General features: G+C 51.2%; 22 protein-coding genes and 1 riboswitch. Of the genes, 9 read left to right on the forward strand and 13 right to left on the reverse strand.

Translation table 11 applies throughout. The features are described 5' to 3' along the window. Positions 1–26: 26 nt before the first annotated feature. Positions 27–764 carry a bifunctional tRNA pseudouridine(32) synthase/23S rRNA pseudouridine(746) synthase RluA gene (rluA, locus tag AC1HDJ_RS00540; protein WP_479536376.1) on the reverse strand — a complete coding sequence of 246 codons (738 nt, stop codon included), beginning with the start codon at positions 762–764 and terminating at the stop codon, positions 27–29. A gap of 21 nt (positions 765–785) precedes the next feature. Next, positions 786–3698 carry an RNA polymerase-associated protein RapA gene (gene rapA / locus AC1HDJ_RS00545; RefSeq protein ID WP_479536378.1) on the reverse strand — a complete coding sequence of 971 codons (2913 nt, stop codon included), beginning with the start codon at positions 3696–3698 and terminating at the stop codon, positions 786–788. Between the two features lie 230 nt (positions 3699–3928). Here rapA and AC1HDJ_RS00550 point away from each other — a divergent pair, with 230 nt between their 5' ends. Together AC1HDJ_RS00550 and AC1HDJ_RS00555 are read left to right on the forward strand one after the other, a co-directional pair. Beyond that, entirely contained in the window at positions 3929–5308 is a 1380-nt protein-coding gene (locus AC1HDJ_RS00550; protein WP_479536380.1) for a PhoH family protein, read from the forward strand. Positions 5309–5490: 182 nt separating this feature from the next. Continuing rightward, on the forward strand, positions 5491–6258 hold the full coding sequence (locus AC1HDJ_RS00555; RefSeq protein ID WP_479536382.1) for a DedA family protein: 768 nt from the start codon (positions 5491–5493) through the stop codon (positions 6256–6258). Between the two features lie 131 nt (positions 6259–6389). Here the strand turns inward: AC1HDJ_RS00555 and thiQ are convergent, their stop codons facing one another. The 3 genes from thiQ to thiB are packed head-to-tail and all read right to left on the reverse strand — an operon-like array spanning position 6390 to position 9825. Continuing rightward, complete coding sequence (thiQ, locus tag AC1HDJ_RS00560) at positions 6390–7088, reverse strand: thiamine ABC transporter ATP-binding protein ThiQ (protein ID WP_479536384.1); 699 nt, start codon at positions 7086–7088, stop codon at positions 6390–6392. Next, positions 7085–8725, reverse strand: coding sequence for a thiamine/thiamine pyrophosphate ABC transporter permease ThiP (gene thiP, locus AC1HDJ_RS00565; protein ID WP_479536386.1), 1641 nt, complete (start codon positions 8723–8725; stop codon positions 7085–7087). Before thiP ends, thiQ begins: the two co-directional genes overlap by 4 nt. Beyond that, the gene (thiB, locus tag AC1HDJ_RS00570; protein WP_479536388.1) at positions 8701–9825 is read right to left on the reverse strand and encodes a thiamine ABC transporter substrate binding subunit; all 1125 of its coding nucleotides are present in this window, start codon (positions 9823–9825) and stop codon (positions 8701–8703) included. Before thiB ends, thiP begins: the two co-directional genes overlap by 25 nt. A gap of 59 nt (positions 9826–9884) precedes the next feature. Continuing rightward, positions 9885–9974: riboswitch (TPP riboswitch) on the reverse strand. Between the two features lie 295 nt (positions 9975–10269). Here thiB and AC1HDJ_RS00575 point away from each other — a divergent pair. Then, entirely contained in the window at positions 10270–12372 is a 2103-nt protein-coding gene (locus tag AC1HDJ_RS00575) for a GGDEF domain-containing protein (protein WP_479536390.1), read from the forward strand. Positions 12373–12557: 185 nt separating this feature from the next. On the opposite strand, the gene djlA is transcribed toward AC1HDJ_RS00575, so the two are convergent. Then, positions 12558–13376 carry a co-chaperone DjlA gene (djlA, locus tag AC1HDJ_RS00580; protein WP_438623474.1) on the reverse strand — a complete coding sequence of 273 codons (819 nt, stop codon included), beginning with the start codon at positions 13374–13376 and terminating at the stop codon, positions 12558–12560. Between the two features lie 243 nt (positions 13377–13619). On the opposite strand from djlA, the gene lptD reads away from it, so the two are divergent. The 5 genes from lptD (at position 13620) to apaH (ending at position 20085) form a co-directional block, all read left to right on the forward strand. Next, on the forward strand, positions 13620–15917 hold the full coding sequence (gene lptD / locus AC1HDJ_RS00585; protein ID WP_479536393.1) for an LPS assembly protein LptD: 2298 nt from the start codon (positions 13620–13622) through the stop codon (positions 15915–15917). A 95-nt stretch (positions 15918–16012) separates the two neighbouring features. Continuing rightward, complete coding sequence (surA, locus tag AC1HDJ_RS00590) at positions 16013–17308, forward strand: peptidylprolyl isomerase SurA (RefSeq protein WP_479536395.1); 1296 nt, start codon at positions 16013–16015, stop codon at positions 17306–17308. Continuing rightward, on the forward strand, positions 17301–18296 hold the full coding sequence (pdxA, locus tag AC1HDJ_RS00595) for a 4-hydroxythreonine-4-phosphate dehydrogenase PdxA (protein ID WP_479536397.1): 996 nt from the start codon (positions 17301–17303) through the stop codon (positions 18294–18296). The genes surA and pdxA overlap by 8 nt, the downstream gene beginning before the upstream one ends. Continuing rightward, positions 18293–19138: a 16S rRNA (adenine(1518)-N(6)/adenine(1519)-N(6))-dimethyltransferase RsmA gene (gene rsmA / locus AC1HDJ_RS00600; protein WP_479536399.1), complete on the forward strand. Its 846-nt coding sequence runs from the start codon at positions 18293–18295 to the stop codon at positions 19136–19138. The genes pdxA and rsmA overlap by 4 nt, the downstream gene beginning before the upstream one ends. 131 nt (positions 19139–19269) lie before the next feature. Beyond that, the gene (gene apaH, locus AC1HDJ_RS00605; protein WP_479536401.1) at positions 19270–20085 is read left to right on the forward strand and encodes a bis(5'-nucleosyl)-tetraphosphatase (symmetrical) ApaH; all 816 of its coding nucleotides are present in this window, start codon (positions 19270–19272) and stop codon (positions 20083–20085) included. Positions 20086–20130: 45 nt separating this feature from the next. Here apaH and folA read toward each other — a convergent pair whose 3' ends face one another. The 7 genes from folA to rplU form a co-directional block, all read right to left on the reverse strand. Next, positions 20131–20628 carry a type 3 dihydrofolate reductase gene (gene folA, locus AC1HDJ_RS00610; RefSeq protein WP_479536403.1) on the reverse strand — a complete coding sequence of 166 codons (498 nt, stop codon included), beginning with the start codon at positions 20626–20628 and terminating at the stop codon, positions 20131–20133. Between the two features lie 80 nt (positions 20629–20708). Then, on the reverse strand, positions 20709–21176 hold the full coding sequence (locus AC1HDJ_RS00615) for a threonine/serine exporter family protein (protein WP_479536405.1): 468 nt from the start codon (positions 21174–21176) through the stop codon (positions 20709–20711). Further along, positions 21176–21961, reverse strand: coding sequence for a threonine/serine exporter family protein (locus AC1HDJ_RS00620; RefSeq protein ID WP_479536407.1), 786 nt, complete (start codon positions 21959–21961; stop codon positions 21176–21178). The genes AC1HDJ_RS00615 and AC1HDJ_RS00620 overlap by 1 nt, the downstream gene beginning before the upstream one ends. 192 nt (positions 21962–22153) lie before the next feature. Beyond that, on the reverse strand, positions 22154–23332 hold the full coding sequence (gene cgtA / locus AC1HDJ_RS00625) for an Obg family GTPase CgtA (protein WP_479536410.1): 1179 nt from the start codon (positions 23330–23332) through the stop codon (positions 22154–22156). Positions 23333–23362: 30 nt separating this feature from the next. Continuing rightward, positions 23363–24316 carry a DMT family transporter gene (locus AC1HDJ_RS00630; protein WP_479536412.1) on the reverse strand — a complete coding sequence of 318 codons (954 nt, stop codon included), beginning with the start codon at positions 24314–24316 and terminating at the stop codon, positions 23363–23365. Between the two features lie 76 nt (positions 24317–24392). Beyond that, a complete protein-coding gene (gene rpmA, locus AC1HDJ_RS00635) occupies positions 24393–24650 on the reverse strand; it encodes a 50S ribosomal protein L27 (protein WP_438623464.1) in 258 nt (85 codons plus the stop codon). Between the two features lie 18 nt (positions 24651–24668). Then, positions 24669–24980, reverse strand: coding sequence for a 50S ribosomal protein L21 (rplU, locus tag AC1HDJ_RS00640; RefSeq protein WP_438623463.1), 312 nt, complete (start codon positions 24978–24980; stop codon positions 24669–24671). A 262-nt stretch (positions 24981–25242) separates the two neighbouring features. Here rplU and ispB point away from each other — a divergent pair, with 262 nt between their 5' ends. Beyond that, the gene (gene ispB, locus AC1HDJ_RS00645; protein ID WP_479536414.1) at positions 25243–26211 is read left to right on the forward strand and encodes an octaprenyl diphosphate synthase; all 969 of its coding nucleotides are present in this window, start codon (positions 25243–25245) and stop codon (positions 26209–26211) included. Positions 26212–26321: the final 110 nt, after the last annotated feature.

Genomic DNA, 26321 nt, shown 5'->3' on the forward strand with positions numbered 1-26321 from the left:
TTTGTTCTCGCCTATTTTTGCTGATTTCAAAAATCAGGCTCGCAGCAAAACTGTAACGGCTCACCGGTTTTTGGATGGGTGATATTCAGCTCCAGCGCATGCAACTGCAAGCGTTCAGCCATCGCCTGTGCCTGTGCGTTGGCATAAAAGCGATCACCTAAAATCGGATGTCCCAGTGCCAGCATGTGTACCCGCAACTGGTGTGAACGGCCAGTGATTGGTGTCAGTTTAACACGGCTTGTTCCATCTAAATCGCGGCTCAGCACCTGATACAGCGTCTGAGCCGGCTTGCCGGTTTCATGGCACACCTTCTGCTGTGGCCGATTCGGCCAGTCACACACCAGCGGTAAATCTATCTCACCGCTATCGTGCTCAGGGTGCCCCCAGATTCGGGCGATATACGCTTTTTTCGGCTCACGCTCACGAAACTGACGTTTGAGCTCACGCTCGGCCTGTTTAGTTAATGCCACCACCAGCACGCCACTGGTCGCCATATCAAGGCGATGTACCGATTCGGCCAGCGGATAGTCATCCTGTACCCGCTGCATAATGCTGTCGCGGTGCTCAGGCGCTCGCCCCTGCACTGACAACAGCCCGCTCGGTTTGTTGACTACCATAATGCTGGCATCCTGATAGAGGATCTCCAGCCAAGGATCAGTCGGCGGATGGTAAGACTCCAGCGGCGGCGCGCCGCTAGGGGCGGGAGGCTCTCCCGCCAGATAAGCGGCTTTACGCTGCCGTTTGGTGCTACTTGATTGTGCCATGCGATGACCTTTGCTAAACACTTATTGATGCGTAACCACAACCACACGCAGCGAATCTAACCGCCAGTTGGCTTCATCAAGATGCTGCATCACTTGCTTACGGCCCAGCTCCAGCACGGTGACTTCATCATCACGGATGTTCGGATTGACCGCTTTGAGTGCCAACATGCGATCGAGTTCGGCAGTCATCACGTTATCTGCCAGCTGACGGGCTGCATCAATTTCAATGCGCGCCAATTCAGTGGCTTTCGGCTCGGCCAGTGTCAGCATCGCGTGGATCTCTTTTTGTACCGCATTGACCAGTTTGCTACCGGTATGACGATTCACCGGGCTAAGCTGGCGGTTCAGCGCTTCGAATGCGACTGACTGAGACAAGTCATTACCGTTTACATCCATCAGCAAGCGAATCGGGCTTGGCGGCAGGAAGCGGGTCAGTTGCAGGTGTTTCGGGGCTTGCGCCTCAACCACATAGACCAGCTCCAGCAGCAGCGTTCCGGCTGGCAGCGCTTTGTTTTTCAGCAAAGACATTGCGGTCATTCCGGTATCACCGGACAAAATCAGATCAATGCCGTTGCGTAGAATCGGGTGTTCCCATGTCAAAAACTGGGCATCTTCGCGCGACAAAGCCACATCGCGATCAAAGGTTACTGTACAGCCATCTGACGGCAAGCCCGGGAAATCAGGCACTAGCATATGGCCGGTCGGTTCAAGTACCAGCATGTGCTCACCGCGATCTTCTTGCTGCACCCCGATAATATCAAACAGATTCAGCGCAAAACTGACTAAGTCAGTATCGCCATCTTGTTCACCAATTTTTTCGGCCAACGCCTGTGCTTCTGTGCCGCCATTGGAGTGCATCTCAAGTAGACGATCACGGCCCGTTTCCAGCTTGGCTTTCAGGCTGTCGTGCAGCGCGCGGCTGTCGGCAATCAGCTCATCAAAACCTTCCGTCGCACTTGGGTCAGCCAAAAACGGAATCAAACGCTCAACAAACTGATCGTACACCGGCCGTCCGGTCGGGCAAGTGTGCTCAAACGCATCCAGCCCCTCATGGAACCAACGCGACAGCAGCGCCTGTGATGTGCCTTCAAGGCAAGGAACATGAATAGCGATATCGTGGCGCTGACCGATACGGTCAAGACGGCCAATCCGCTGCTCAAGCAGATCTGGGTTCATCGGCAAGTCAAACATCACCAACTGGCTGGCAAACTGGAAATTGCGCCCTTCCGAGCCAATTTCAGAGCAGAGCAGCACCTGCGCGCCCTCTTCTTGCTGCGCAAAGTAGGCCGAGGCTTTATCACGCTCAATAATTGACAGCCCTTCATGGAATACCGCAGCCCGAATCGCTTCACGCTCACGCAGTGCCTGCTCTAAATGCACCGCGGTTTCCGCTTTCGCACAGATCACCAACACCTTGTCATCACGGTGATTTTTCAAGAATGTCAGCAGCCACTCAACCCGCGGGTCAAAGTTCCACCAAGTGGCATTTTCGCCCTCAAAAGCTTGATAAATTTGTTCGGGATAGAGCATCTGCAGCGCACGATCATCAATCTTGCTTGATCCCATCATACGCGCAACGCGAATGGCGGTCTGATACTGGCTTGGCAGTGGCAAAGTGATCTGGTTTAAGCTGCGTTGTGGAAAGCCCTTCACACCCTGACGGGTATTACGGAACAGTACGCGGCCAGTGCCATGGCGATCCATCAGATTACTGATCAACGTCTGGCGGGCACTGATACGCTCAGCTTCATCCACACTCTTGGCATTGATCACTTTCAACAGCGGCTCAACGTCTTGCTCTGGCAGCAGCTCAGTCAGCAGGTTTTGTGCCGCAACCGTCAGTGGTTTGCCACCGGTAATATCAGCAACGGCATCAGCAATCGGCTGATACTGCTGCTGCTCGGCAACAAACTCTTCGTAATCATGAAAACGATCAGGGTCGAGCAAGCGCAAACGGGCAAAATGGCTCTGCTGGCCAAGCTGCTCAGGGGTGGCAGTCAGCAGCAACACGCCCGGAATATTCTCAGCCAGCGCTTCGACCACCTGATATTCGCGGCTCGGTTTCTCTTCATCCCAAACCAGATGGTGAGCTTCATCCACCACCAGCAGATCCCACTCAGCATCAACGGCCTGCTCGCAACGCTGGCGTTTTTTACGGATAAAATCGAGTGAGCAGATCACCAGCTGTTCGGTTTCAAACGGGTTCTCGGCATCAAGCCCCGCTTCAGCACAGCGCTCTTCATCAAACAGCGCAAAACGTAGATTGAAACGGCGCAGCATCTCCACCAGCCACTGGTGCTGTAAAGATTCAGGCACGACCACCAACACCCGCTCGGCACGGCCAGAGAGCAGTTGCTGATGAATGATCATCCCCGCTTCAATGGTTTTACCCAAACCCACTTCATCGGCCAGCAGAACACGCGGTGCATAACGGCAGCCCACTTCATGGGCAATATAAACCTGATGCGGGATAAGGCTGGCACGCACGCCGCGTAATCCGCGCAGTGGTGAGCGGAACTGATCGCGCTGATGGTTCAGGGCGCGATAACGCAGTGCAAAGCGATCCATCCTATCAATCTGACCGGCAAACAGACGATCCTGCGGGCGGCTGAAGGTCAGCTTGTTGTCTAGCATCACCTCACGCAGGGTGACATTTTCCTCTTCGGTATCTACGCGTGTACCGATGTAGGTCAGTACTCCGTGTGCTTCCAGCACCTCTTCGACACACAATTTCCAGCCCTCATGGCAGCTGATTGTGTCGCCTTGATTGAACATGACGCGGGTTACCGGCGCATCAACGCGGGAATAGACGCGGTTTTCACCGGAAACAGGAAACAGGATAGTCACGGTGCGGGCTTCTATCGCCACGACCGTACCTAAACCCAACTCACTCTCAGTATCACTGATCCAACGTTGACCAAGTGCAAAAGGCATAGTGCGGACTCAACTCTCTTCTTTGGGGTGGGTGCGGGAAAGGGCGCTATGGTAATTCAAGGTGTGTTTCCCGTCACGGATTTATCCGTATTCAATACTCTAAAAACTGTGCGATTGTCACAAGCATGTCATGAAGTATGCGTTTGATTGTTAATACGTTGCTACACTTAACAAAAGGGGCAACACCCGTGCAAAGAGCGCACTGTTTTAACACTGACAAGGAGATTGCTATGGGCACAGACGAACGAAAAAATTTCGTCCTCGATACCAATATTCTACTCCATGAACCCCAGTCTATTTTTTCGTTTCAGGAACACAATGTCATCATCCCGATGACCGTACTTGAAGAGCTCGACAGGATTAAGGATAGTAAACGCGACGTATCACGCGAGGCCAGAATCGCGATTCGTATGCTCGAAAGTGTGTTTCTTGATGCCACTGCCGAAGAGATAGCTGCCGGTGTTCCGCTCAGTAAACACGGCGCTCAGGCATCAGGCTGCATCGCTATTTTTGCTGATTACGGCCTCGATGAAACGGCCTTCGCCTTCCCGCATAAAGAGGGCGATAGCCGTATCCTCAATGGGGTATTATACCTGCAAAAGCAGCGCGCCCCTCAACCGATTATTTTAGTCACTAAAGATATTAATATGCGCCTGCGTGCCAAAGGCGCGGGAGTGATACGGGTTGAAGATTACCGTACCGATCAACTTATTGATGATGTCCGCTTCCTGACCAAGGGTTTTCGCCATCTTCCCGGTAATTTTTGGGATAAGGTCGAGGTCTGCCAAACCCAGCATGAGGGGCGAGAAACTTACCACGCCGTTGATGCTTCACTGATCCCGACAGCGCATATCAATGAATATCTGTTTGATGATACCGAGCATTTTGCCGGACGCATCTGCGCTATTGGCGAGGATCGCGTCACATTTCGCGATCTTGGCCGCGAGAAAATGATGCATCGCCAGGCCTGGGGTATCCACCCGAAAAATATGTATCAGGCGATGGCGCTGCATGCCCTGCTCGATCCCTCGATTGATTTGGTGATCTTAACTGGCCCTGCCGGTAGCGGTAAAACTCTATTGGCAATGGCCGCCGCGCTCGAACAGGTGATCGAGAAAAAGATGTTCGATAAGATTATCGTCACCCGCAATACGCCAGATATCGGCGAGTCAATTGGCTATTTACCGGGCACCGAAGAGGAAAAAATGATGCCGTGGCTGGCAGCCATTACCGATACGCTTGAGGTGCTGCATAAAAACGATCACAACACCGAGGCATCGATCAAATATATTCAGGATAAAGCCAATATCCAGTTTAAATCGATTAACTTTATGCGCGGGCGCTCGATTCAAAATGCATTTGTCCTGCTTGATGAGTGCCAGAATTTAAGTGCGTCACAGCTAAAAACCATTATTACCCGCTGTGGTGAGGGCACTAAAATTGTTTGCTCAGGCAATCTGGCACAAATCGATAGCGCCTATCTCACCCCAGTAACCTCGGGATTAACCTATATTGTTGAGCGTTTTAAAGATTTTGAGGGTAGCGTAAACCTGTATCTGAACGGCGTTGTGCGCAGCCGTTTAGCCTCTTATGCTGAGGAACATCTGTAAAATTGGTGTGGGAGCAAAACAATCTCTGGTTTTGCTCCTCTTCCTGCTGTTTTATTCTGCCTTTGCACCGCCGATTGACGGTGCAAAGCGCACCTTGCACAATACTTTCCTGTAAAATCACAACACTTCCCAATAAAATTTTTCCCCGTCAGTTTGTTCTGACCAACTACATTGAGATACTGATGGATGCTCTATTTGTACACATACAGCTCTATGCCGCGCAGTATGCGCTGACTGCGGTTTTTTTGGCGGCGCTGATTGAGTCGATTGCGGTTATCGGCCTGCTGATCCCAAGCTCGATCATTATGACATCGATTGGCCTGATGATCGGCCACGGTGAGGTTAACTTTTGGCTGGCATGGCTGCTCGCAACACTCGGTTGCATGGTTGGTGATTGGGGATCATTTCTGACTGGGCACTACTTTACCGTGCCGCTGCGTAAAGCACGCCCCTTGCAGCGCTATACCGGCCAGATCAACAAAATTGAACATGCACTGCATCAGCACAGTCTACTTACTATCTTCTGGGGGCGACATATCGGCCCGACACGTCCGATTGTGCCACTGGTTGCCGGTATGCTTAATCTGCCGCTGCAAAAGTTTGCGCTGCCCAATTTTCTGGCCTGCGCAACATGGCCTCCGGTTTATCTGTTACCCGGTTTGCTGGCCGGCGTAGCACTGGGGATCCCAAACGGGCAAGATCTCGGCGCGTTCCGTGTCTGGCTGATCCTCGGCGCGGTCAGTTGTACACTCGCGGTCTGGTTGTGCTGGCGTTACTGGCGGGCAGATCACCAGAAAGCGGATATTTTTAGCCGGCTGTTAACCCCTAGCCGTTTACGGATATGCGCGCCGATCACGTTGATTGCGGCAATTATCAGCACAGTATTGTTGCTACAACAACCGCTGATGCCGCTGTATGCCAAGCAGGTCTGGCTGATAATCAAACCATAAACACGACTATTTATGGTATACGTACAAGATAGCTACGCTATCTTGTACGTATATTCCCGCCCACATTGAGCAAGGTTTTATACGCTAATTTGAGTAAGTGATAAGAGATAAATCATCAATAATACCCGTGATTAACAACCTATTCCGAGTACCCGAGCAGCAGGCGTTTCGCCGCGGATGAGCGCCTGTGTGCTACCGTCATAGTAAATCCGGCCATCAACAATCAGTAGAGTACGCGGAGCTATCCGCGCTGCATCTTCTAAATTGTGCGACACCATCAGTAAGGTTAAATTTGCCCGCTGGCAGGCTAAATCAACACACTGCAACATATCGGCACGCAGCGCCGGATCAAGCGCCGAAAACGGCTCATCGAGCAGCAAAATAGGGGTGTCGCGCACCAAACAGCGCGCCAGAGCAACTCGCTGGCGCTGGCCGCCCGAGAGCGTATCCGGCAGCCGATCAAGATACTCGCTCAGCCCAACATCTTCCACCACTTGCGCCAAACGCTGGCGCTGTGCATCGTTCAGCTTTAGCCCCGGATTTAGCCCTAAGCCAATATTCTGCCGCACGGTCAAATGATTAAACAGATTATGCTCTTGAAACAGCATCGATACTGGGCGTTTTGCAATAGGTAAATGCACCGCATCCACCCCGTTTAAGCGAAGCTGGCCGCTATTGAGATGCTCAAAACCGGCAATAATATTCAGCAGTGTACTTTTTCCTGCCCCGCTCGGGCCAAGAATCGCTACCCGCTCTCCGGCTTTTATGTGTACATCAAAACGCATCGGCAGATGGTCGTAAATAAACAGGCCTTGCGTTAACGAAATCATGATCGGGGTTCCGTGCGCTGCCGTGGCAAACGCTCAAAAAAGGTAAACAGACCAAAACAGAGCAGCATCAATAGTAGTGCCGTGACTGCCGCATCATTGCTGCGGTATGCTCCAATCTGCTGATACAAATACAGAGGAAGGGTACGCAGATCATCACTGCCCAGCAGCGCTATCACCCCGAAATCGCCCAGAGACAACACGCAGGAAAATGACATCGCCAGTGAGAGCGGGCGGGCCAGCGCGCGCCACTCTACCCAGCGCAAACGTTGCCAGCCCTGTATCCCAAGTGAGGCGCACAACCGGTTATAATGCACCGCCAGATCCCACATCGGAACACTGAGGGTTTTCAGCACATATGGCAGTGCCATCAGTGCATTACAGATAATCACCAGCAACATGGCATGCTCGGCCAGTGCCGGATAAGGCTGCAACAACAAAAACAGGCCGGTAGCCAGCACCAGACCGGGCATCGCCAAAATCAACATCCCCGACAGCTCCAGACGCGCGGCCCAGCGGCGGCACCCCTGCATCCGTAACTGGCGGCTTGACCAAAGGATCATCATGCCCAGTATCACCGCCAGCGCCCCCGCGCCCAGCGCTATCTGCAACGAGGTCAGCAACGCCTGCCAGAGCGCCGCTTGGCGCAACACCGACCACAACGACATATTCAGGCCGCTCACCAGCACCGATAATAGCGGTGGTAGCAACAGCAGTAGTGCCGCCCCGATCAGCAGTAAATCGCCCAGCAAGCGGCCTCGGTGTCGATCTCGCTCATGCCAGATCCCACCATTACCGACGGCGGCAGGCAGTGCTCCAGCCAACCGCTGGCTGATCACCACCAGCCCAAGGCAAACGGCCATCTGCAACAGCGCCAGCAACGCGGCCTGCCCCAGATCAAAGTCATAGGTTAGCGCCTGATAAATCGCCAGCTCAATACTGGTCGCTTTTGGCCCACCACCGAGCGCCAATACCACCGCAAAACTGGCAAAACAGAGCATGAAAATCAGGCTGGCCGTCGGCAATAACTGGCGACGCAGATAAGGCCACTCTAAAAATCGAAACCGTTGCCCTGCATTCATTCCCAACTGTGCAGCAAGACGGCGTTGTTCAAGGGGAATAGCTTCTAAGCTCTGTAAAAACAGGCGGCATGCCAGCGGTAAATTAAAGAACACATGTGCCAGTAAAATCCCCTGCAAGCCATACGGGGAAAAACGGTAGTGAATGCCAAGCCACCGACACAGCTGTGCCAGCCAGCCGTTTTGCCCGTACACACTGATCAGGCCAAATACCGCCACCAGCACCGGCAATACCAAGGTCAGTGAAAACAGCCGCACCAGTAAAGCGCGACCAATAAACCGCCGTCGCGCCAGTGCCCGAGCCAGAAAAATCGCCGGCAACACCGAGAGCAGTGTCGATAAGCCTGCCTGCATCAACGTAAAACGTAATACGTGCTGTAAATAGGGGTCATCGAGCAAAAATACAGGTTCTGTCGCAGGAGCATTCAGCCATAAACTGGCCAAGGCGCTCACCGCCAACAGCAACAGCAATAATGCGGCCACCATGCCCGGCCACAACCAGCCGGGCACACGACAACTACGGAAAAAAAACAAAATTACTGACTGACGGCCGATTGCCATTCCCGTACCCACGCTTTGCGCTGCTTAGCCACTTCCTGTGGGGAGAATTCCAACGTTTTCTTCGGTGCAACCACCTGCTCAAATCCGGCGGGCAGAGCAATATTCGTCACAGGCAGCATCCAGTTAGCCGTTGGCATCTGCTGCTGAAAAGCCGGTGTCAGCATAAACTGTAAAAACTGTTGCGCCAGTTGCGGCTGCTGGCTACTGGCAAGCTGTCCGGCCACCTCAACCTGCAAATAGTGCCCCTCGGCAAAATCGGCTGCAGCATAACGCGCATCTTTTTCACTGATCAAATGGTACATCGGCGACGTGCTGTAACTGAGCACCATATCCGCCTCACCTTTAAGAAATAGGCCATAAGCCTCACTCCAGCCTTTCGTCACAGTGACCGTTTTTTTCGCCAGTTGCTGCCACTTAGTTGCTGCATTTTCACCATATACGGCCTTCATCCACAGCATTAACCCCTGCCCCGGCGTACTGGTCCGTGGGTCTTGGTAGATAATAGTCCACGGCTGTGGGCTCTCAATCAGTTGGCTTAAACTGGTCGGTGGGTTAGGCAACTTCTCTTTGTTATACACAAAAGCAAAATAGCCATAATCATAAGGAAGGAAAACCCGATTGCTCCAACCATCAGGCAGGGTTAACGCATCAGTATTCACTGATAACGGGGCAAATAATCCGGTTTTTTCAGCCTCAGCCACCAAATTATTATCAAGCCCAAGCACCACATCAGCCTTACTGCGCTTGCCTTCCATCCGCACCCGATTGAGGATCGACACCCCATCATCAAGTGCCACAAACTTCAACTCACACCCACCACACTGCGCTTCAAACGCCTTTTTCACCGCCGGGCCTGGGCCCCAATCAGAGGCAAATGAGTCATAGGTATAAACCGTCAACGTTTTACCGGCATGACTGCCCGCACCTGCCGTATCAAGCGGCTTTGTCGCTGTCGTATCGAGTGATAAAGACGTTTTGGAGGATACAGATGCAGAATCAGCCGCAACCGACGGTAAAGCGACCGGCAATAGCAGAGCAGCCAGCAGAGCATGAGGACGAACCGAAGAGATGTAATCGGTAACAGACGTGAATATTGACACTTTGCGCTCCTTACAACCTTGTTGGAGTCGGCAAAGGTTTTGGTAGCCGCAGGCAAATACCGGCAGCAATCCCCAATCCCTCCGCCGGTATTAACCGGATCAGGTTCGACGGGTGTTATCTCAGCCACAAGGCACCCCGTTGAGAACGCCGCTATTGTAATCTCAAGTGGCTGATCCGCCAACTCTAATCCCCACCGTTGCAACGCACCTTTTTAGGTCATCACCACAGAATTCATCCACTAACTGGCCGACTAACCCCAGATAATCGCGAAAATAAACCACTGCCAGATGAAAATACCACCTCACATATGAAACATTGTGTTCTGAAAATAACACGAAAAAAATCGACTTACCGCTCAAAATCAGCATCAAACTCCATACAGTAATCGACTCTCTGCATGATTTGTATGATGCTAATGCTCCGCTCGGTCTTAAGGATATGAGATGATCCCGCACGGTATGCTACAGCAATGGATTTTTGCCCACGATCAACGCTCACTGATTGATTTGGCGCTGCCCGAATTAGCGCTCTTATTGAACGCTGAACAGTGCTGGTTGTTCAGCGGGCGGGAAGATCCAACACTGCTTGATAGCTGGCCGTCAACCACTCCGCACGATACGGCATTCGGCCATTGCGCGCTGATCATACAGATCCATCAGCTTACACAAGACGGTATCTGGCAAACTTTTACCGACGATCCTACCCTGCAAATCTGCCGCTTAAGTGGCAGTGATGACAACACTCAGATTTTGGTCTGGAAGCTCAACAACACTGCATCTACAGAGCAAGACTCTTCCACCCAAATTTGTGCTCTGCTCTTTTTCGGCCAATTGCTGCAAAAACATCACACCGAAACACGAAGCTGTGCCGATCGCGCCAAACGCGATCTGCAAGAAGCCATGCTGGCCAAACAGCTCAATGACCTGCGTAATCAGGTCAATACCATTCGGGAACTGCAACAGCTAATGAGTGCCATGGTGTTGTGCCGTGAGCTTGATGAGCTTTACCAGCTGGCCGTAGAACAGTTGCGCTCAATTCTACCCGGTTGCCGCAGCGCACTGATGCTGTACGATCCGGCTACCGGCCAAGTACAGGGAACATTTGGTACTGACAGCAACGGCAATACTGCCGATGAACGCAGCATTATCTACAGCTACCGCGATCAAACCGACACCTTCAATGATGCACTGCGCAGTCAAGACCAAGAGTTGGTCATCAAAGAGAACGCACCGCTGTATACTCAGCACGAAATTGTCGGGGTAGGCTGGAACGCAATGCTGATCCTGCGTGATGAAAACGGCCCAATAGCCTGGTTTGCACTCGATAACCTGATTTCACAACGCCCACTCACTGCCGCACAACAGGTATTACTGATCACTTTCGGGCGAATGGTCTCATCAGTACTGGTACAAATGCTGCGTGAAAAACAGCTGCGTTTTTTGCATGAAGGCCTGCTGGCAATGGCAGAGACCGATAATATTCTGTTGGCATGCAAAGTAGCGGTAGAAAAGATTAAAACGCTGGGTGTTGATCGTGCTGCCGTGGCATTGTGGGATCAAAAAACACATATGCTGTGCGGTACTTATGGTTGTGATGAGCAGGGTAACTTGCGTGGTGAGCATCACCTGCATATTGACCCTTATGCTGATCCAGTTATTACCCCGATGCTGACCGTGCAGGATTACTTTACCGTTCGGCGGGATGCACCTCTGTTTAACGATAACCACCTGATCGGCATCGGCTGGCACTTAAGTGCGGGTCTGTGGCACGGCGGGCGTTTTTTCGGTGCAATTTTTGCCGACAACCTGCTCAGCCGCCGAGTGATGACCAGCCACCAGCAAACCATTTTGCATCTGTTTACCGCCGTGGTTGCCAGCTTGCTAGCCCGTTTTCAGAGTGAGCAGGATCTGCGTCATCTCAATCTTTCGCTCGATAATCAGGTACAAGAACGCACACAGGCACTCAATGAGGCCAATCAGCGCCTGCTTGATCTCTCTTATCATGATCCGCTAACCGGGCTCTACAATCGCCGTTATTTTGATCAAATTATCCAGCAAATGATGGAAGAGCCCGCAGCACCCGGCTTGATCTTAATTGATATCGACTCATTCAAAGCCTTTAACGATATTTACGGCCATCCGGCTGGTGATGAGTGCCTGCGTAGCTTCTCTGTCACACTGAGAAACTGCATGCACAGCTGCACCGTGGCACGCATGGGAGGGGAAGAGTTTGCAGTATTGATTCCAGCCGTACAGCAGCATGAGTTAACTGAACTGATCAATGATCTGATGAATATTACCGAGCAGCTGGCCATTCCACACCGAGGTTCACCGTTTGGCTTGTTAACTTTCTCAGCCGGTTATGCCAGCGGGGAAAACCGCACCATTACCGAACTCTACCATACCGCAGATAAAGCCCTGTACCGCGCCAAACAGCGTGGTCGGCACTGTTTAGTACAAGCACCAGATGCTAAACCGCAAAACCTGCCCGATCTCAGAGCACAAAAAGAGCCGCTTATTACATCTTCAGAACTCAATCAAGCGTAAGTTTAACCCAGCCAGCATACCCGCAACCTAACAGCAATTAGGCCGTGGAAATACAACAGGCTCATTCGCGGTAACACGAAGAGCCTGAGAGTGTAAATATGGGTACCGTATTACGCAAAACGAGACCGCAGTTTACTGCCAATAGCAAGGCAAACCCTCGTTAGTCTCAACTCTTATAGCCGGTTTTAGCGAAAACCACGCTCACGTCGGATCAGGTCATAAGCGGCCTGAATATCCTGTGCTTTTTGCTTGGCTAACTCCATCATCTGAGGCGGTAAACCTTTTGCCACCAGCTTGTCGGGGTGATGCTCATTCATCAGCTTGCGATAAGCTCGCTTCACCGTTTGATCATCATCGCTGCTGCTGACGCCTAAAACTTTACAGGCATCGGCCAGTGTCGGGCCATTGGCATTGCGCGGGGCCCAGCCCTCTTGCTGTGAACCTTGCTCACCACGAAATTGTGAACTGCCCTCAAGCATAGATAACAGCTGCTCAAATTGGCTGCGCGAAAAGCCCAGCTCTTCGGCTATCACATACAACACATCGCGCTCGCTCGGATGCAAAGAGCCGTCGGCAAACGCGGTTTGCAGCTGGATCTCCATAAACATCTTAAGCAGGTCAAAGCGGCCAAAACAGGCCCGGCGGAAATCACGCAACGTCTGGCGCAGCGGAAAATCGGCCAGCTTGCCATCACGAAACGCTTCCTGAGCCGCTTTTCGCGCCTCACCATGCAGATTCATCCGGCTCATCATCGCATTCGCCATTTGAATATCGGCTTCGGTCACCCGCCCTTTTGACTTGGTTAAATGCCCCATCGTCGAAAATGTCGCGTGAAAAAACAGCGACTGACGCGCCTGCTGGTTGCTAAAATAGCCCTGAAAGTTAGCTTGGGCTGCCACCCGCTTATCAATTTGATGGCCGATTAATAATCCGAAAAAAGCACCAATCGGCCCGCCAGCTAGCGATCCCAGTGCAATACCCACCAATTTGCCCCACAACTGCATTCCTGCCCCTCTTAAACCCCATCAATGTGGTTGAAAAATCTCGCTAAAAAGATCTGTTTTTGTACTCGTTGTTGTACTAAATAAGCATTTTTCTCATCAACAATTTACGCGGTATACTGGCTTTCACAGACAAATAATCATAAATGTGCCGAGTGACGCAAATTGCTTTATCATACTCTGCATTCAGCTCAATTGCTTGCGGGCATTATGGCTCGCTCAGGTTGTAGGACCCTCTATACCGGTATGAAAAAAATTCTTCCGACAATCTTAGCTTCAACCATCGGAGCCATACTGTTTAGCCCGCACACGTACGCCGATCTGCGTAGTCAATGCTTATCTGGTGTGCCGCACTATACCAAGCCGCTGGTTGAGGGTGATCCTAACACGCAAACCGTCACTATTTTGTCTGACGATGCCAATGTTGATTACCCAAATCGTGCCTTTTATCAGGGAAATGTGAATGTTGAGCAGGGCAACCGCCAGCTAACCTCACATGATGCAGAAGTGACCCAACAGCTTAAAAACGGCCAACCGGTCAAACGTGAAATGACCGCCCGCGGTAACGTACACTATTTTGACCCGACCATTAGCCTAAAAGGCCCACGCGCATGGTCAGATTTAGACAGTAAAGATACCGATGTTGATCAAGCCAGCTACCAGTTTGTAGATAAACAGGGGCGCGGCACAGCCAAAGAGCTGCAACTGCGGGAAAACCGTTACAACATCATGAAAAGTGCCGTATTTACCACCTGCCTTCCTGAAGATGACAGTTGGAGTATTGCCGCCACCACCATGGTGCAAGATCGCCAAGAAGAGATGGCAGAGTTGTGGAATGCCCGCTTTCAAGTCGCCGGGGTACCGATTTTCTATACCCCGTATTTACAAATTCCGCTCGGCAACAAACGCCGCTCCGGTTTTTTAGTTCCGGCATTTAAAACATCCAATAAAGACGGTATTCAGCTCGACATTCCCTACTACTGGAATATCGCGCCTAACTATGACGCGACCATTACTCCGCGTTATATGAGCAAACGCGGAACCGAGTGGATGACCGAATTCCGTTACCTCACCACGCCAGGGGCCGGCACGATTGCCTTCGACTACCTGCCAAATGATCCACTACACCAAGATGAGTCGCGCTACCTGACCTACTGGGGGCATAGCGGCGTGATTAATCAAGTGTGGCGTTTTAATGTGAACTACACCAAAGTCAGTGATCCGCAATATTTCTCTGACTTAGATTCCCCATATGGCAGCACAACTGATGGCTATGTAACACAAACCGGCAGCATCGGCTATGCCGATCCGAACTGGATGGTGAATCTTTCTGCCACACAGTTTCAGATATTTGACAGCCAAGTGGCCAGTGCCTATCGCACCTCGCCACAGCTAGATATCAACTATTACGACACCAGTTTGCTCGACGAGAAGCTAAATACCCATCTGTTCGGCCAAATCGTACGTTTTGAAAATAATAATCCGATAATGCCGACAGCAACACGGGTACATTTAGAGCCTAGCTTCAGCTACCCACTGGCCAACCGCTGGGGCAGCATAGAGGCCAGCGGCAAGCTGTATGCCACCCATTATCAGCAAGATATTCCACAAAATGCAGCCAATAATGCATTAGAAGAGTCGGTTTCGCGTTTTATTCCGCAAGGAAAGATCGATGCTAAAATGATCTTAGAGCGAGATACAGCCCTGCTAAACGGCTATACCCAGACTTTAGAGCCGCAAGTACAGTACTTGTATCGTCCGTATACAGATCAAAAAGCCATCGGTAACTATGACTCTACCACGCTGCAACTCGACTATTTGGGCATGTTCCGAGATCGCCGTTACAGCGGTTTAGACCGTATCTCATCGGCCAATCAAATCACTACCGGTTTAACCACCCGGATTTTCGATCAGGGCCTTAATGAGCGCTTTAACTTTGCTATCGGGCAGATTTATTACCTGTCAGCACCGCGCATTACTGAAAAAGCACAACATGAAGCGCGAACTTCTGCTTGGGCCACTGAGTCTAATGTGCTGTTCAATGAGAACTGGAGCGCCAAGGCCGGAGTACAATATGACCCGCAAGACAAGCAGGTTACACTGGCTAATACCGCCGTTGAGTACCGTAAAGATAGCGAGCGTTTAGTACAGCTAAACTACCGTTACGCCAGTCAGGAGTACATCAACAGTGCCTTGCCGAATAAGAACTATGACCATAACATCTCCCAAGTGGGCGTAGTTTCAGCATGGCCGGTCACCGATAAACTGGGCGTAGTAGGCCAATACTATTACGATACCGGTTTGAAACAGTCGGCAGAACAGTTGTTAGGGTTACAATATAATACCTGCTGCTGGGCGGTGAACCTGATGTATGAGCGCAAAACAATTGGTTACGACAACAACACGCGAACCAGCACCTATGATAATGCTGTTTCATTCAATGTTGAGATCCGTGGCCTTGGCAACAACTACTCAACCGGTATCGGTAAGATGTTGGGTAGTGGTATCCTGCCGTATCAGCGTCCGTTTACATTGAATAACTAAATTTCACACATCATCGGATGATGTGTACAGTTAACTTCAATAACAGATATTTACCTTATTAATTAAACGCTGCAAAGCGCAGGATGGAAAGGCGAATGAAGAACTGGAAGACGTGGTTTTCACTGCTGGCAATGGTCAGTACCAGTGTGATTGCCGCCCCGCAATCAATTGATCAGGTAGCTGCAATCGTCAATAACGGTGTGGTATTACAAAGTGATGTCAACAGCCTAATGCAATCAGTAAAACTGAATGCACGGCAGGCCAATCAACAGTTACCCGATGATGCGGCACTGCGCCATCAGGTGCTTGATCGCCTGATTTTGGATCAAATCCAGTTACAACTGGCCAGTAAACTGGGTATCAGCGTCAGTGATGCCGATCTCGATGGTGCAATTGCTACCATTGCCGGACAAAACCGTCTGAGTGTCGGGCAGTTGCAGCAGAATCTGCAATCACAGGGCATCAATTATGCTGACTACCGTGAGCAGATCCGTAAAGAGATGCTCGCAACCGAAGCGCGTAACTCGCAAGTACGCAGTCGAATCAATATCCTGCCACAAGAAGTTGATACGCTAGCTAAACAGATCAGCCAGCAAGTGCAAAAAGGTCAGGAGTACAACCTCAGCCACATCCAGATCCCATTGCCGGAAAACCCAACCCAAAGCGAAGTGGATGCTGCCCAAGCCAAAGCTGATCAAGTCATGCGTGAGCTGAAAAAAGGCGCTGACTTCTCAAAAATGGCTATCGCAAACTCTTCTGGCCCGAAAGCGCTGGAAGGCGGTAACTTAGGCTGGGTGCGCCCACAAAGCATCCCGACTGTGTTTGCGGAAAAAATCACCAATGCCACCACCGGAACACTGGTTGGCCCGTTCCGTACCGGTGTCGGTTTCCATATCCTCAAAGTCAATGCACTGCGTGGTGAAGAGCAAAGTGTGCAGGCCACCGAAGTGCATGCCCGCCATATTTTGCTGAAAACCTCAGTTATGCTCAGTGACGAACAAGCGCAATCGCAACTGCTGAAAATGCGGGCAGATCTACTGGCCAAAAAAGCCGATTTTGCTGCACTGGCAAAAGAGTATTCACAAGATCCTGGCTCTGCTGCACAGGGTGGCGATTTAGGCTGGACTCTGCCTGATGCATTTGTGCCACAGTTCCGCAACGAACTCGACAGCCTCAAGATAGATCAAATCAGCCAGCCATTTAAGACGCCGTTTGGCTGGCACATTGTTCAGTTACTCGGCACCAAAAAAGTTGACCGTACCGATGCGGCCATTAAAGATCGCGCCTACCGCATGCTGTTTAACATGAAGTTTGCAGAAGAGACTCCGGTCTGGCTGCAAGAGCAACGTGCTGCCGCATATGTCAAAGTGGTTGACCCAAACGATGAGTAATCGCATACCACGTATGATCATCACCCCCGGCGAACCTGCCGGGGTTGGCCCTGATCTGGTGGTAAAACTGGCACAACAGGCATGGCCGGTACAGTTAGTGGTTTGCGCAGACCCTGCGTTACTACACAGCCGTGCCACCGCGCTAGATCTGCCGCTAACGTTAATCCCCTATGCTGCCGATACGGTTGCCTGCCCTCAGGCAGCCGGAACGCTGACCATTTTGTCAGAGCCGCTGTCAGCGCCGGTTATTGCCGGAGAGCTAAACAGTGCCAATGCCGGCTATGTTCTCAATACGCTGGTACGCGCCGCTGACGGCTGTCAGCATGGTGAGTTCGCCGCACTGATTACCGGCCCGGTGCATAAAGGCATTATTAATGAATCCGGTATCCCGTTTAGCGGGCATACCGAATTTTTTGCCCAGCGTGCAGGATGCGAAAAGGTAGTGATGATGTTGGCAACCCACGAGTTACGGGTTGCACTTGCCACCACCCATTTACCACTACGCGATGTGGCCGATGCCATTACCCTTGATAGCCTGCGTGAAGTGATCCAGATCCTGCATCAGGATTTACAGCGTAAATTTGGCTGTGCTAATCCGCGTATCTATGTGTGTGGCCTAAATCCGCATGCTGGCGAGGGCGGGCATATCGGCATGGAAGAGATCACCACCATTGAACCGGTTTTGCAGCAACTGCGTCAGCAAGGGTTTGATCTGGTTGGCCCGCTTCCTGCAGATACTCTGTTTCAAGATAAATACCTGCACGATGCCGACGCAGTACTGGCCATGTATCATGATCAGGGGTTGCCGGTACTCAAGTATCAGGGCTTTGGCCGTGCGGTAAATATTACACTGGGGTTGCCGTATATCCGCACCTCAGTCGATCACGGAACGGCATTGGATCTTGCCGGTACCCGACTTGCTGACGAGGGGAGCTTTCGGACAGCGCTCACTCTCGCGATTACTATGACGGATTCACAAACACAATGAATGACAGTGTTCACCTTGGCCACCGTGCCCGTAAACGTTTTGGCCAGAATTTCCTTAATGATCTCTTTGTCATTGATAGTATTGTCGCCGCGATCAACCCACGTAATGATCAAGCTATGCTCGAGATCGGCCCCGGCCTTGCCGCACTGACCGAACCTGTAGCCCGCGATCTTGATCATATGACCGTGATCGAGATCGATCGCGATCTGGCTGAACGCTTGCGCAATCATCCAAAGTTAAAAGACAAATTAACCGTACGCCAGCAAGATGCCATGACTGCCGATTTCAGCCAGATTGCGGCTGAATTGGGGCAAAAGCTGCGTGTATTTGGTAACTTGCCATACAACATCTCAACCCCGCTGATGTTCCATCTGTTCAGTTTTACTGACAGCATCAGCGATATGCATTTTATGCTGCAAAAAGAGGTGGTTAATCGCCTAGCCGCCGGCCCAAACAGCAAAGCTTATGGCCGTTTAAGTGTGATGGCGCAGTATTTTTGTCAGGTGATTCCGGTACTCGAAGTGCCTCCGCATGCGTTTAAGCCAGCACCAAAAGTTGACTCCGCTGTGGTACGACTGATCCCGCACGCAGAAAAACCGTATCCGGTACAAAACCTGCGCTGGCTTAGCCGTGTTACCACCGATGCGTTCAACCAGCGCCGGAAAACTATCCGTAACGGTCTTGGCCACCTGTTCAGTGTTGAACAGCTCGAAGCGCTGGGCATTAACCCGGGTCTGCGAGCGGAAAACATTACCGTTGAGCAATATTGCATGCTGGCAAACTGGCTGGATAACAACCCGCCACAAGCTGCCGATGCGCATGCCGCACATGATCCACGTTAATTTGCAGCCGTGAATTTACTGTAAATCACGGTGCAAACACGGCGCTGATATCATCAACTTACTGCTGATATCAGCGTTTAGTGTCTCTTTTTCTGCACCACATCCAGCAAGAAAGTAAGGTATCTACAGCAATGGCAACGTATCTGGTCGGTGATCTGCAAGGTTGCTACGATGAACTTTTGGCCCTGCTCGAACAGGTAAAGTTTAACCCGCAACATGATGAGCTTTGGTTAACCGGTGATCTGGTTGCCCGCGGGCCAAAATCACTCGAATGCCTGCGCTTTGTGCGCGCGTTAGGCCCGGCAGCACGCACCATTTTAGGCAACCATGATCTGCACTTACTCAGTATTGATGCCGGGCTTGCCAAAGCCAAAGCACGTGATTACCTGCAACCGATTTTAGATGCCCCCGATCGTCACGAACTGCTGCACTGGCTGCGTCAGCAACCGTTGCTACTGGTACACCCTACCTATCCATTTGTCATGGTACATGCCGGAATCTCTCCGGCTTGGGATCTGAGCACCGCAACAGCATGCGCCGCAGAGGTCGGGCAGGTTCTACGTAGCCCGCAGTATCAGGCGATGCTGAGCATGATGTATGGCAATTTGCCCGACAAGTGGTCACCCGATTTACAAGGTGATGACCGCCTGCGTTATATCATCAACGCCTTCACCCGCATGCGTTTTTGCTACCCTGACGGGCGGCTTGAAATGCACTGTAAACTGCCAGCAGACCAAGCACCTGCACCACTGCTACCGTGGTATCAGTTACCTAATCCATTACTGGCCAACCATCGAGTGGTTTTTGGCCACTGGGCTTCACTGCTTGGGAAAACGAACCAACCGGCAGTCTATGCGCTGGATACCGGTTGTGTCTGGGGAAATCATCTGACATTGCTGCGTTGGGATGATCAGCGCTATTTTCAGCAACCGCGGATCAGTGCATAAACAAGTAAGCACAGCCCTTTTTATATCCATTACTGATTATACCCATCACTGAGTATTGGCAGTTTGGCGCGCTAAAATGGTAAACCGGTAAGCATATTGGTTTGCAGCATCTGCGGTGTGCGCCTCACTGAAAATCTCGTGCCACTCTGCGGTATCCCATTGCGGGAAGCGGGTATCACCGTCAATCTCGGCATCAATCCGTGTCAGATACAGATGTGATGCCAGTGGTAAGGCTTCATGGTAGACATGCCCACCACCAATCACCATGACCTCGGGAACATCTCCGGCCAGCCTCAGAGCGTCTGACAAAGATACTGCCCATAATACCCGCTCATCATTGCCCGCCTGACGCGACAGCACAATATTTTGCCGACCCGGTAACGGTCTCCCGATCGACTCATAGGTTTTTCGCCCCATGATGACAGGTTTTCCAAGCGTATTCGCTTTAAACCATGCTAGATCAGCCGGTAAATGCCACGGCATCTGGTTATTCAGACCAATCACCCGATTAGCGGCCATTGCCGCAATTAAACTTATTTTCATCTAGGCACTCTTTTGCAGTCGACTGTCATTCTCGGCCGCATCATAGCAAATCAGGCAATCGGAATCAGCGGGCTATTTTTTTATACGACCGGGCGGCGACGATAAAACAGCAAACCGGGGATCGCCAGCCCCAACGCCAGTGCCCCAACAATGAAAAAGCTTTGCAGAAAATGGGTCACCATTTGCGACATCAACTCATGGGTGTAGCCCTGATGGTTTATCTCAACCAGTGCAATCATCGCTTTATAAGCTTTCACCCCCGGAACCATTGGGATCACCGCGGCAACCGTAAAGACCTTCGGATGAGCCAGATAGCGGTGCGACCAGTGAACGCCAATCATACCAATTGTGGTTGATGCTGCCAGCGTGCTCCACTCAATCGGAAACCCGTAATGCAGCAGTAAAAAGCGCATTCCGTGCCCCAATGCGCCCAGCATCGCGCAATAGCGCAGTGCCCGCACCGGAACATTAAACAGCAAGCCAAATCCAACCGCAGGAATGGCGGCAAAAAACATATCCTGTACCAGCATCCACAATAAACTGGCCATTATGACCACCCCCTGACATCCCACAGCGCCATTGCCATGACAATCCCGGCACAAGTGGCAAAGGTCAGTAAGGTCGCCATCATCCAGCGGGCTAGCCCCATATTGACATGCCCCTTGACCATATCTGACAACGCATTAATCAGCGGAAAGCCCGGAACCAATAGCAGCACACTTGATGCCATCGCCAATGAGGGCTGATTACCTAGCTGATACACCAACCCGACCGAGGAAACGGAACTGGCCACAAACGCCGTCAGGCAGAAATTAACCAACGGATTAAAATGCCGCAGAGCCAGCTCTTGACGCACCAGCATCGCAATCGCACTAGCAATAAATGTCACCGCAAAAACGGTGGCATCGCCTCCCGATAAGTGTGAAAAACTAGCACAGGATAACCCCACCATCACAACAACCCACGAGCGCGGATAACGCAGTGGTTTAATCTTATCCAATCGTTTGCGCACTTCCGCAACAGAGAGCAAGCCGCGTTCCGCCATAATCAGCGTACGCTGCACCTCGGTAACCACCTGCATGTTAATACCGCGGTCTACATTGCGCCGGGTGGTAGTAATACACTGCCCATGGTTGAGCGTTGATAACACAATCGCATTGGCCGAGATAGAGCTTTCAACACTCTGCACACCCAGCGCCAACCCTAAGCGCTCTGCCACCTGCTCAACTAGCGTACTCTCAGCGCCGTGCTGTAACAGCAGCAACGCGCTTTGTACGCATAAACGGGTGATCTCGCGCTGTATTTCTGTGTCTGCCCACTGATCTTGATGCATTCCGTGCCGCGCTCCCTTACCAAACCTGAATAACCCGCAAAATAACATCTTGTGACATTAAACCGTTTTTCGGGATAAAAAAGCCTGATATAGAGCAAAAAAAACCGCTTTCTGTGAACAGAAGCGGTTTTTATCGCAGCGTCTTTGTTTATCCCGAAAATGGGGTAAACAAACGTGCTGGAAAATCTATGATTACGGCTTGTAGATGGTCTCTACATCGTACTCATCTTCATCCCAGTCATCGTCATCAAGGTCATCAGAGTCATCCGCACCTTCCCAGACATCACTCAGCTGTTCGCGGTGGTAATCATCCCACTTGAACTTCACCTCTTCGGTGATCGCTTCTGGCTCGGCATCAGCTTTTGGCAGGCTCTCAATTAGCTGCATGATATCCCAGCACAACGGCGTTACATTTTTACCGGTGGCTGCAGAGATGGTGTAGTAGTCCTCACCCCAACCCAGATCGGCAACGATCTTATCGATCCGCTCTTGGGCCTCTTCTTCGCTCATCAAGTCAACTTTGTTGAACACTAACCAGCGTGGTTTAGAGGCCAGCAGCTCACTGTACTGCTCAAGCTCAGAGACAATAATACGTGCATTTTCTGCCGGATCAGATCCATCAACAGGGTTGATATCAATAATATGCAGCAGTACACGGCAACGCTCAAGATGCTTAAGGAAGCGAATACCTAAACCCGCACCTTCTGCCGCGCCTTCAATCAGACCCGGAATATCGGCAACAACGAAGCTGCGCTCGCTATCCATACGCACCACACCCAAGCTTGGGATCAAGGTGGTAAACGGATAGTCAGCCACTTTCGGGCGTGCCGCAGAGACTGCACGAATGAAGGTCGATTTACCGGCATTTGGCATACCCAGCATACCCACATCGGCCAGCAGCATCAGCTCTAAACGCAGCTCGCGTTTTTCACCTTCCGTACCACTGGTTTTCTGGTATGGCGTACGGTTTACCGACGATTTAAAACGGGTATTACCCAAACCGTGATAACCGCCCTTCGCAACCAGCATTTTCTGGCCGTGCAGAGTCAGATCGCCCAGCGTTTCGCCGGTCTCTTCATCAACGGCACGTGTACCTACCGGTACTTTCAGGGTGATGTCTTGGCCACGCTTACCGGTACAGTTACTGCCCCGACCATTCTCGCCACGTTCAGCGCGGAAGCTGCGCTCAAAGCGGTAATCAATCAGGGTATTTAAGTTTTCATCAGCAATGATAAATACATCACCGCCATCACCGCCGTCGCCACCATCTGGGCCACCTTTCGGGATATATTTCTCACGACGGAAGCTGGCACAGCCATTACCGCCATCACCAGCATCAACGCGAATTACCGCTTCATCGACAAACTTCATGATCGTCTCCGTGCAAAAGTGCAAACCGGGTTATTTCACGCCCGCTGCCGGTGCTCTCACAGCACGTTGAGGCAGCAGACGGTGGCCGATCGCAGAAAACATGGCGCCGGCAACCACCACCAACGCACCAAGATAACCCAGCATATTCAGCGGAGCGGCGGCAAATTGTGCCGGAGCCCACATACTCAATAGCTCTAAAAACAGTATGGTGAACAGTGGCGCTAACGTCACTATTGCACTCACTTTAGCCGAATCCCACTTCGCCATGGCTTCTGCAAATGCACCGTATCCAACCAGTGTATTGATACAGCAAAATGCCAGCATTGCCCACTGACGTGCATCCATCGCTAACGCCTGCTGCGGTTGTGCTACTGGTGAAAACAGTAAGGCACTGAGCACATACAAGGTCAATAAAATCTGTGGGGAGGAGAGACGACGCAATAAAACCTTTTGTGCCAAGCCGTACACGACCCAGACCAACGCGGCAACCACTGCCAGCAGTACCCCTAGTGTATAGGAGCTTAAACTGGTGAACAGCTCATACAGCCGTGCATTGAAAAACAGCAGCATACCGCCAACGAGCAGCAACAAACCAATCACCTGATGCCGTTGTAGTTGCTCTTTTAACACCACGACACTGGCTATCAACAACAACACCGGAGCAAGTTGAATAACAACTTGTACGACTGCTGGGCTAAGAAATTGCAACGCACTGTTGAATAAGAGGAAATTACTGGCAAGCCCTAAGGTTGCAGCCAGAATCAACCACCGATAATGTCGCCACAATAGCGTAGGTGAGGGTAAATTACCGCGAATAGCCAGCCAGATACCTAACCCAACCGCTGCGGTGGTAAAACGAAACCACACAATGGTGTAAGGATCGACAACTTCCAACGCCTGTTTCATGGCAATTGGCAGTGCGCCCCAAAAAATGGCGGTCAGCAGCGCCAGAAAGAATCCCAGCATAGCGTGCTGTCGCATCATATGGCTCCCGATAGCTGATATAAAAAAGCCCCGCAACTGCGCGGGGCTCTTCCTGTGAACCGGTCAAGGCCAGTAATTAGTCAGCAATGATGCTTACATATTTACGGTTGTTCGGGCCTTTAACTTCAAACTTCACTTTACCGTTAGCAGTTGCAAACAGAGTGTGGTCTTTACCACAACCCATGTTCACACCAGCGTGGAACTTAGTACCACGCTGACGAACGATGATGTTACCTGCCAGAACAGATTCACCACCGAAACGCTTAACACCTAGGCGTTTGCTTTCGGAATCGCGGCCGTTACGTGTGGAACCGCCAGCTTTTTTATGTGCCATTTGTCCGTTCTCCTAAACTTAAGCGCTGATAGCTGTAATTTTGATTTCAGTGAACCACTGACGGTGGCCCTGCTGCTTACGGCTGTGCTTACGACGACGGAACTTAACGATCTTAACTTTGTCGCCACGACCGTGAACTACAACTTCAGCTTTAACCATACCGCCGGCTACGAAAGGTGCACCGATTTTGATATCTTCGCCATTGGCGATCATCAGTACTTCTTCGAATGCAACTGATTCACCAGTTGCTACGTCCAGCTTCTCCAGGCGAATGGTTTGGCCTTCGCTTACTCGGTGTTGCTTACCACCACTTTGGAAAACCGCGTACATATAAAACTCCGCTCTTTTTCGGCACCGCAGACTCGATCTTATAAGTCAATTTGGGTGCTCAATAAAACTATTCAATAGGGCGCGAATTCTACGCAAAAAGCAGCTCAATGACAAGAGCTCTTCTGGCAATATCGGAGAAAAATTCTCCAACTTGCCCTTGCGCGTTTCCGTTCCTCGTTTTTAAGGTACAATCCATGCAGACAAGGTTTTATTATGGACTGATCTTCCCCCTATGATAACAAAATTAGAAGACTGACGGACTATGAAGCTTGAAGAGATTCGCGCCTTAAGCAATGCCGACATGGAAAATGTGAATGCGGCTATTTTGCAGCAACTCAATTCAGAGGTCGCACTGATTAATCAGCTCGGCTATTACATTATCAGCGGAGGGGGAAAACGGATCCGGCCGATGATCGCTGTTTTAGCTGCGCGCGCACTGAATTATCAGGGCGATGGGCATGTTACCGCTGCGGCATTTATTGAGTTTATCCATACCGCCACCTTGCTGCACGATGATGTGGTTGATGAGTCAGATTTGCGCCGGGGTAAAGCCACCGCAAATGCAGCATTTGGTAATGCAGCCAGTGTGTTGGTGGGTGATTTTATTTACACCCGCGCATTTCAGATGATGACCAGCTTAGGTTCGCTGCGAATTTTAGAGCTAATGGCCGCGGCCACCAACGTCATTGCAGAAGGTGAAGTGCAGCAGCTGATGAACTGCAATAACCCTGATATCACCGAGCAAGATTACATGCAGGTGATTTACAGTAAAACAGCACGGCTATTTGAAGCAGCCGCACAATCATCGGCCATTTTAGCCAATGCCAGTGATGAGCAAGAGAGTGCCATGCGTGATTATGGCCGTTATCTAGGCACCGCTTTCCAACTGATTGATGATCTACTCGATTACAGTGCCGGTGAAGAGCTGGGTAAGAATCTGGGCGATGATCTCAACGAAGGCAAGCCTACCCTGCCCTTGCTGCACGCTATGCAACACGGCAATGCTGAGCAGGCCGCGATGATCCGCCAAGCTATCGAAAAGGGTAATGGCCGTGACTTACTCGAGCCGGTACTTGAGGCGATGCAACAGTGTGGTTCACTTGAGCACACCCGTCTGCGAGCGGAAGAGGAGGCGGATAAAGCCATTCACGCGCTAGCCTGCATTCCGCCAAGCCCATACCGCGAGGCGCTGGAAGGATTAGCGCATCTGGCCGTTTATCGCAGTCATTGATTGAATTGATTAGCCCGATCATTCATTGATCCGGCAATTGATTGATCCTGCGAACAACACAAGCCGTGCAGCACACGCACGGCTTGTTGCAATATGTCTTTGCTAAACTG

The organism is Plesiomonas sp. ISS29, assembly GCF_056522795.1.

Bases quoted from the DNA above. Each gene is read 5' to 3' on its own strand.
- pdxA (WP_479536397.1), top strand. From the start codon at position 17,301: ATGAGTAATCGCATACCACGTATGATCATCACCCCCGGCGAACCTGCC.
- rpmA (WP_438623464.1), bottom strand. From the start codon at position 24,650: ATGGCACATAAAAAAGCTGGCGGTTCCACACGTAACGGCCGCGATTCC.
- AC1HDJ_RS00615 (WP_479536405.1), bottom strand. From the start codon at position 21,176: ATGGCCAGTTTATTGTGGATGCTGGTACAGGATATGTTTTTTGCCGCC.
- AC1HDJ_RS00630 (WP_479536412.1), bottom strand. From the start codon at position 24,316: ATGATGCGACAGCACGCTATGCTGGGATTCTTTCTGGCGCTGCTGACC.
- rapA (WP_479536378.1), bottom strand. From the start codon at position 3,698: ATGCCTTTTGCACTTGGTCAACGTTGGATCAGTGATACTGAGAGTGAG.
- AC1HDJ_RS00550 (WP_479536380.1), top strand. From the start codon at position 3,929: ATGGGCACAGACGAACGAAAAAATTTCGTCCTCGATACCAATATTCTA.
- cgtA (WP_479536410.1), bottom strand. From the start codon at position 23,332: ATGAAGTTTGTCGATGAAGCGGTAATTCGCGTTGATGCTGGTGATGGC.
- AC1HDJ_RS00575 (WP_479536390.1), top strand. From the start codon at position 10,270: ATGATCCCGCACGGTATGCTACAGCAATGGATTTTTGCCCACGATCAA.
- rplU (WP_438623463.1), bottom strand. From the start codon at position 24,980: ATGTACGCGGTTTTCCAAAGTGGTGGTAAGCAACACCGAGTAAGCGAA.
- AC1HDJ_RS00555 (WP_479536382.1), top strand. From the start codon at position 5,491: ATGGATGCTCTATTTGTACACATACAGCTCTATGCCGCGCAGTATGCG.
- ispB (WP_479536414.1), top strand. From the start codon at position 25,243: ATGAAGCTTGAAGAGATTCGCGCCTTAAGCAATGCCGACATGGAAAAT.
- thiP (WP_479536386.1), bottom strand. From the start codon at position 8,725: ATGGCAATCGGCCGTCAGTCAGTAATTTTGTTTTTTTTCCGTAGTTGT.
- AC1HDJ_RS00620 (WP_479536407.1), bottom strand. From the start codon at position 21,961: ATGCATCAAGATCAGTGGGCAGACACAGAAATACAGCGCGAGATCACC.
- rsmA (WP_479536399.1), top strand. From the start codon at position 18,293: ATGAATGACAGTGTTCACCTTGGCCACCGTGCCCGTAAACGTTTTGGC.
- lptD (WP_479536393.1), top strand. From the start codon at position 13,620: ATGAAAAAAATTCTTCCGACAATCTTAGCTTCAACCATCGGAGCCATA.
- folA (WP_479536403.1), bottom strand. From the start codon at position 20,628: ATGAAAATAAGTTTAATTGCGGCAATGGCCGCTAATCGGGTGATTGGT.
- apaH (WP_479536401.1), top strand. From the start codon at position 19,270: ATGGCAACGTATCTGGTCGGTGATCTGCAAGGTTGCTACGATGAACTT.
- surA (WP_479536395.1), top strand. From the start codon at position 16,013: ATGAAGAACTGGAAGACGTGGTTTTCACTGCTGGCAATGGTCAGTACC.
- rluA (WP_479536376.1), bottom strand. From the start codon at position 764: ATGGCACAATCAAGTAGCACCAAACGGCAGCGTAAAGCCGCTTATCTG.
- thiQ (WP_479536384.1), bottom strand. From the start codon at position 7,088: ATGATTTCGTTAACGCAAGGCCTGTTTATTTACGACCATCTGCCGATG.
- djlA (WP_438623474.1), bottom strand. From the start codon at position 13,376: ATGCAGTTGTGGGGCAAATTGGTGGGTATTGCACTGGGATCGCTAGCT.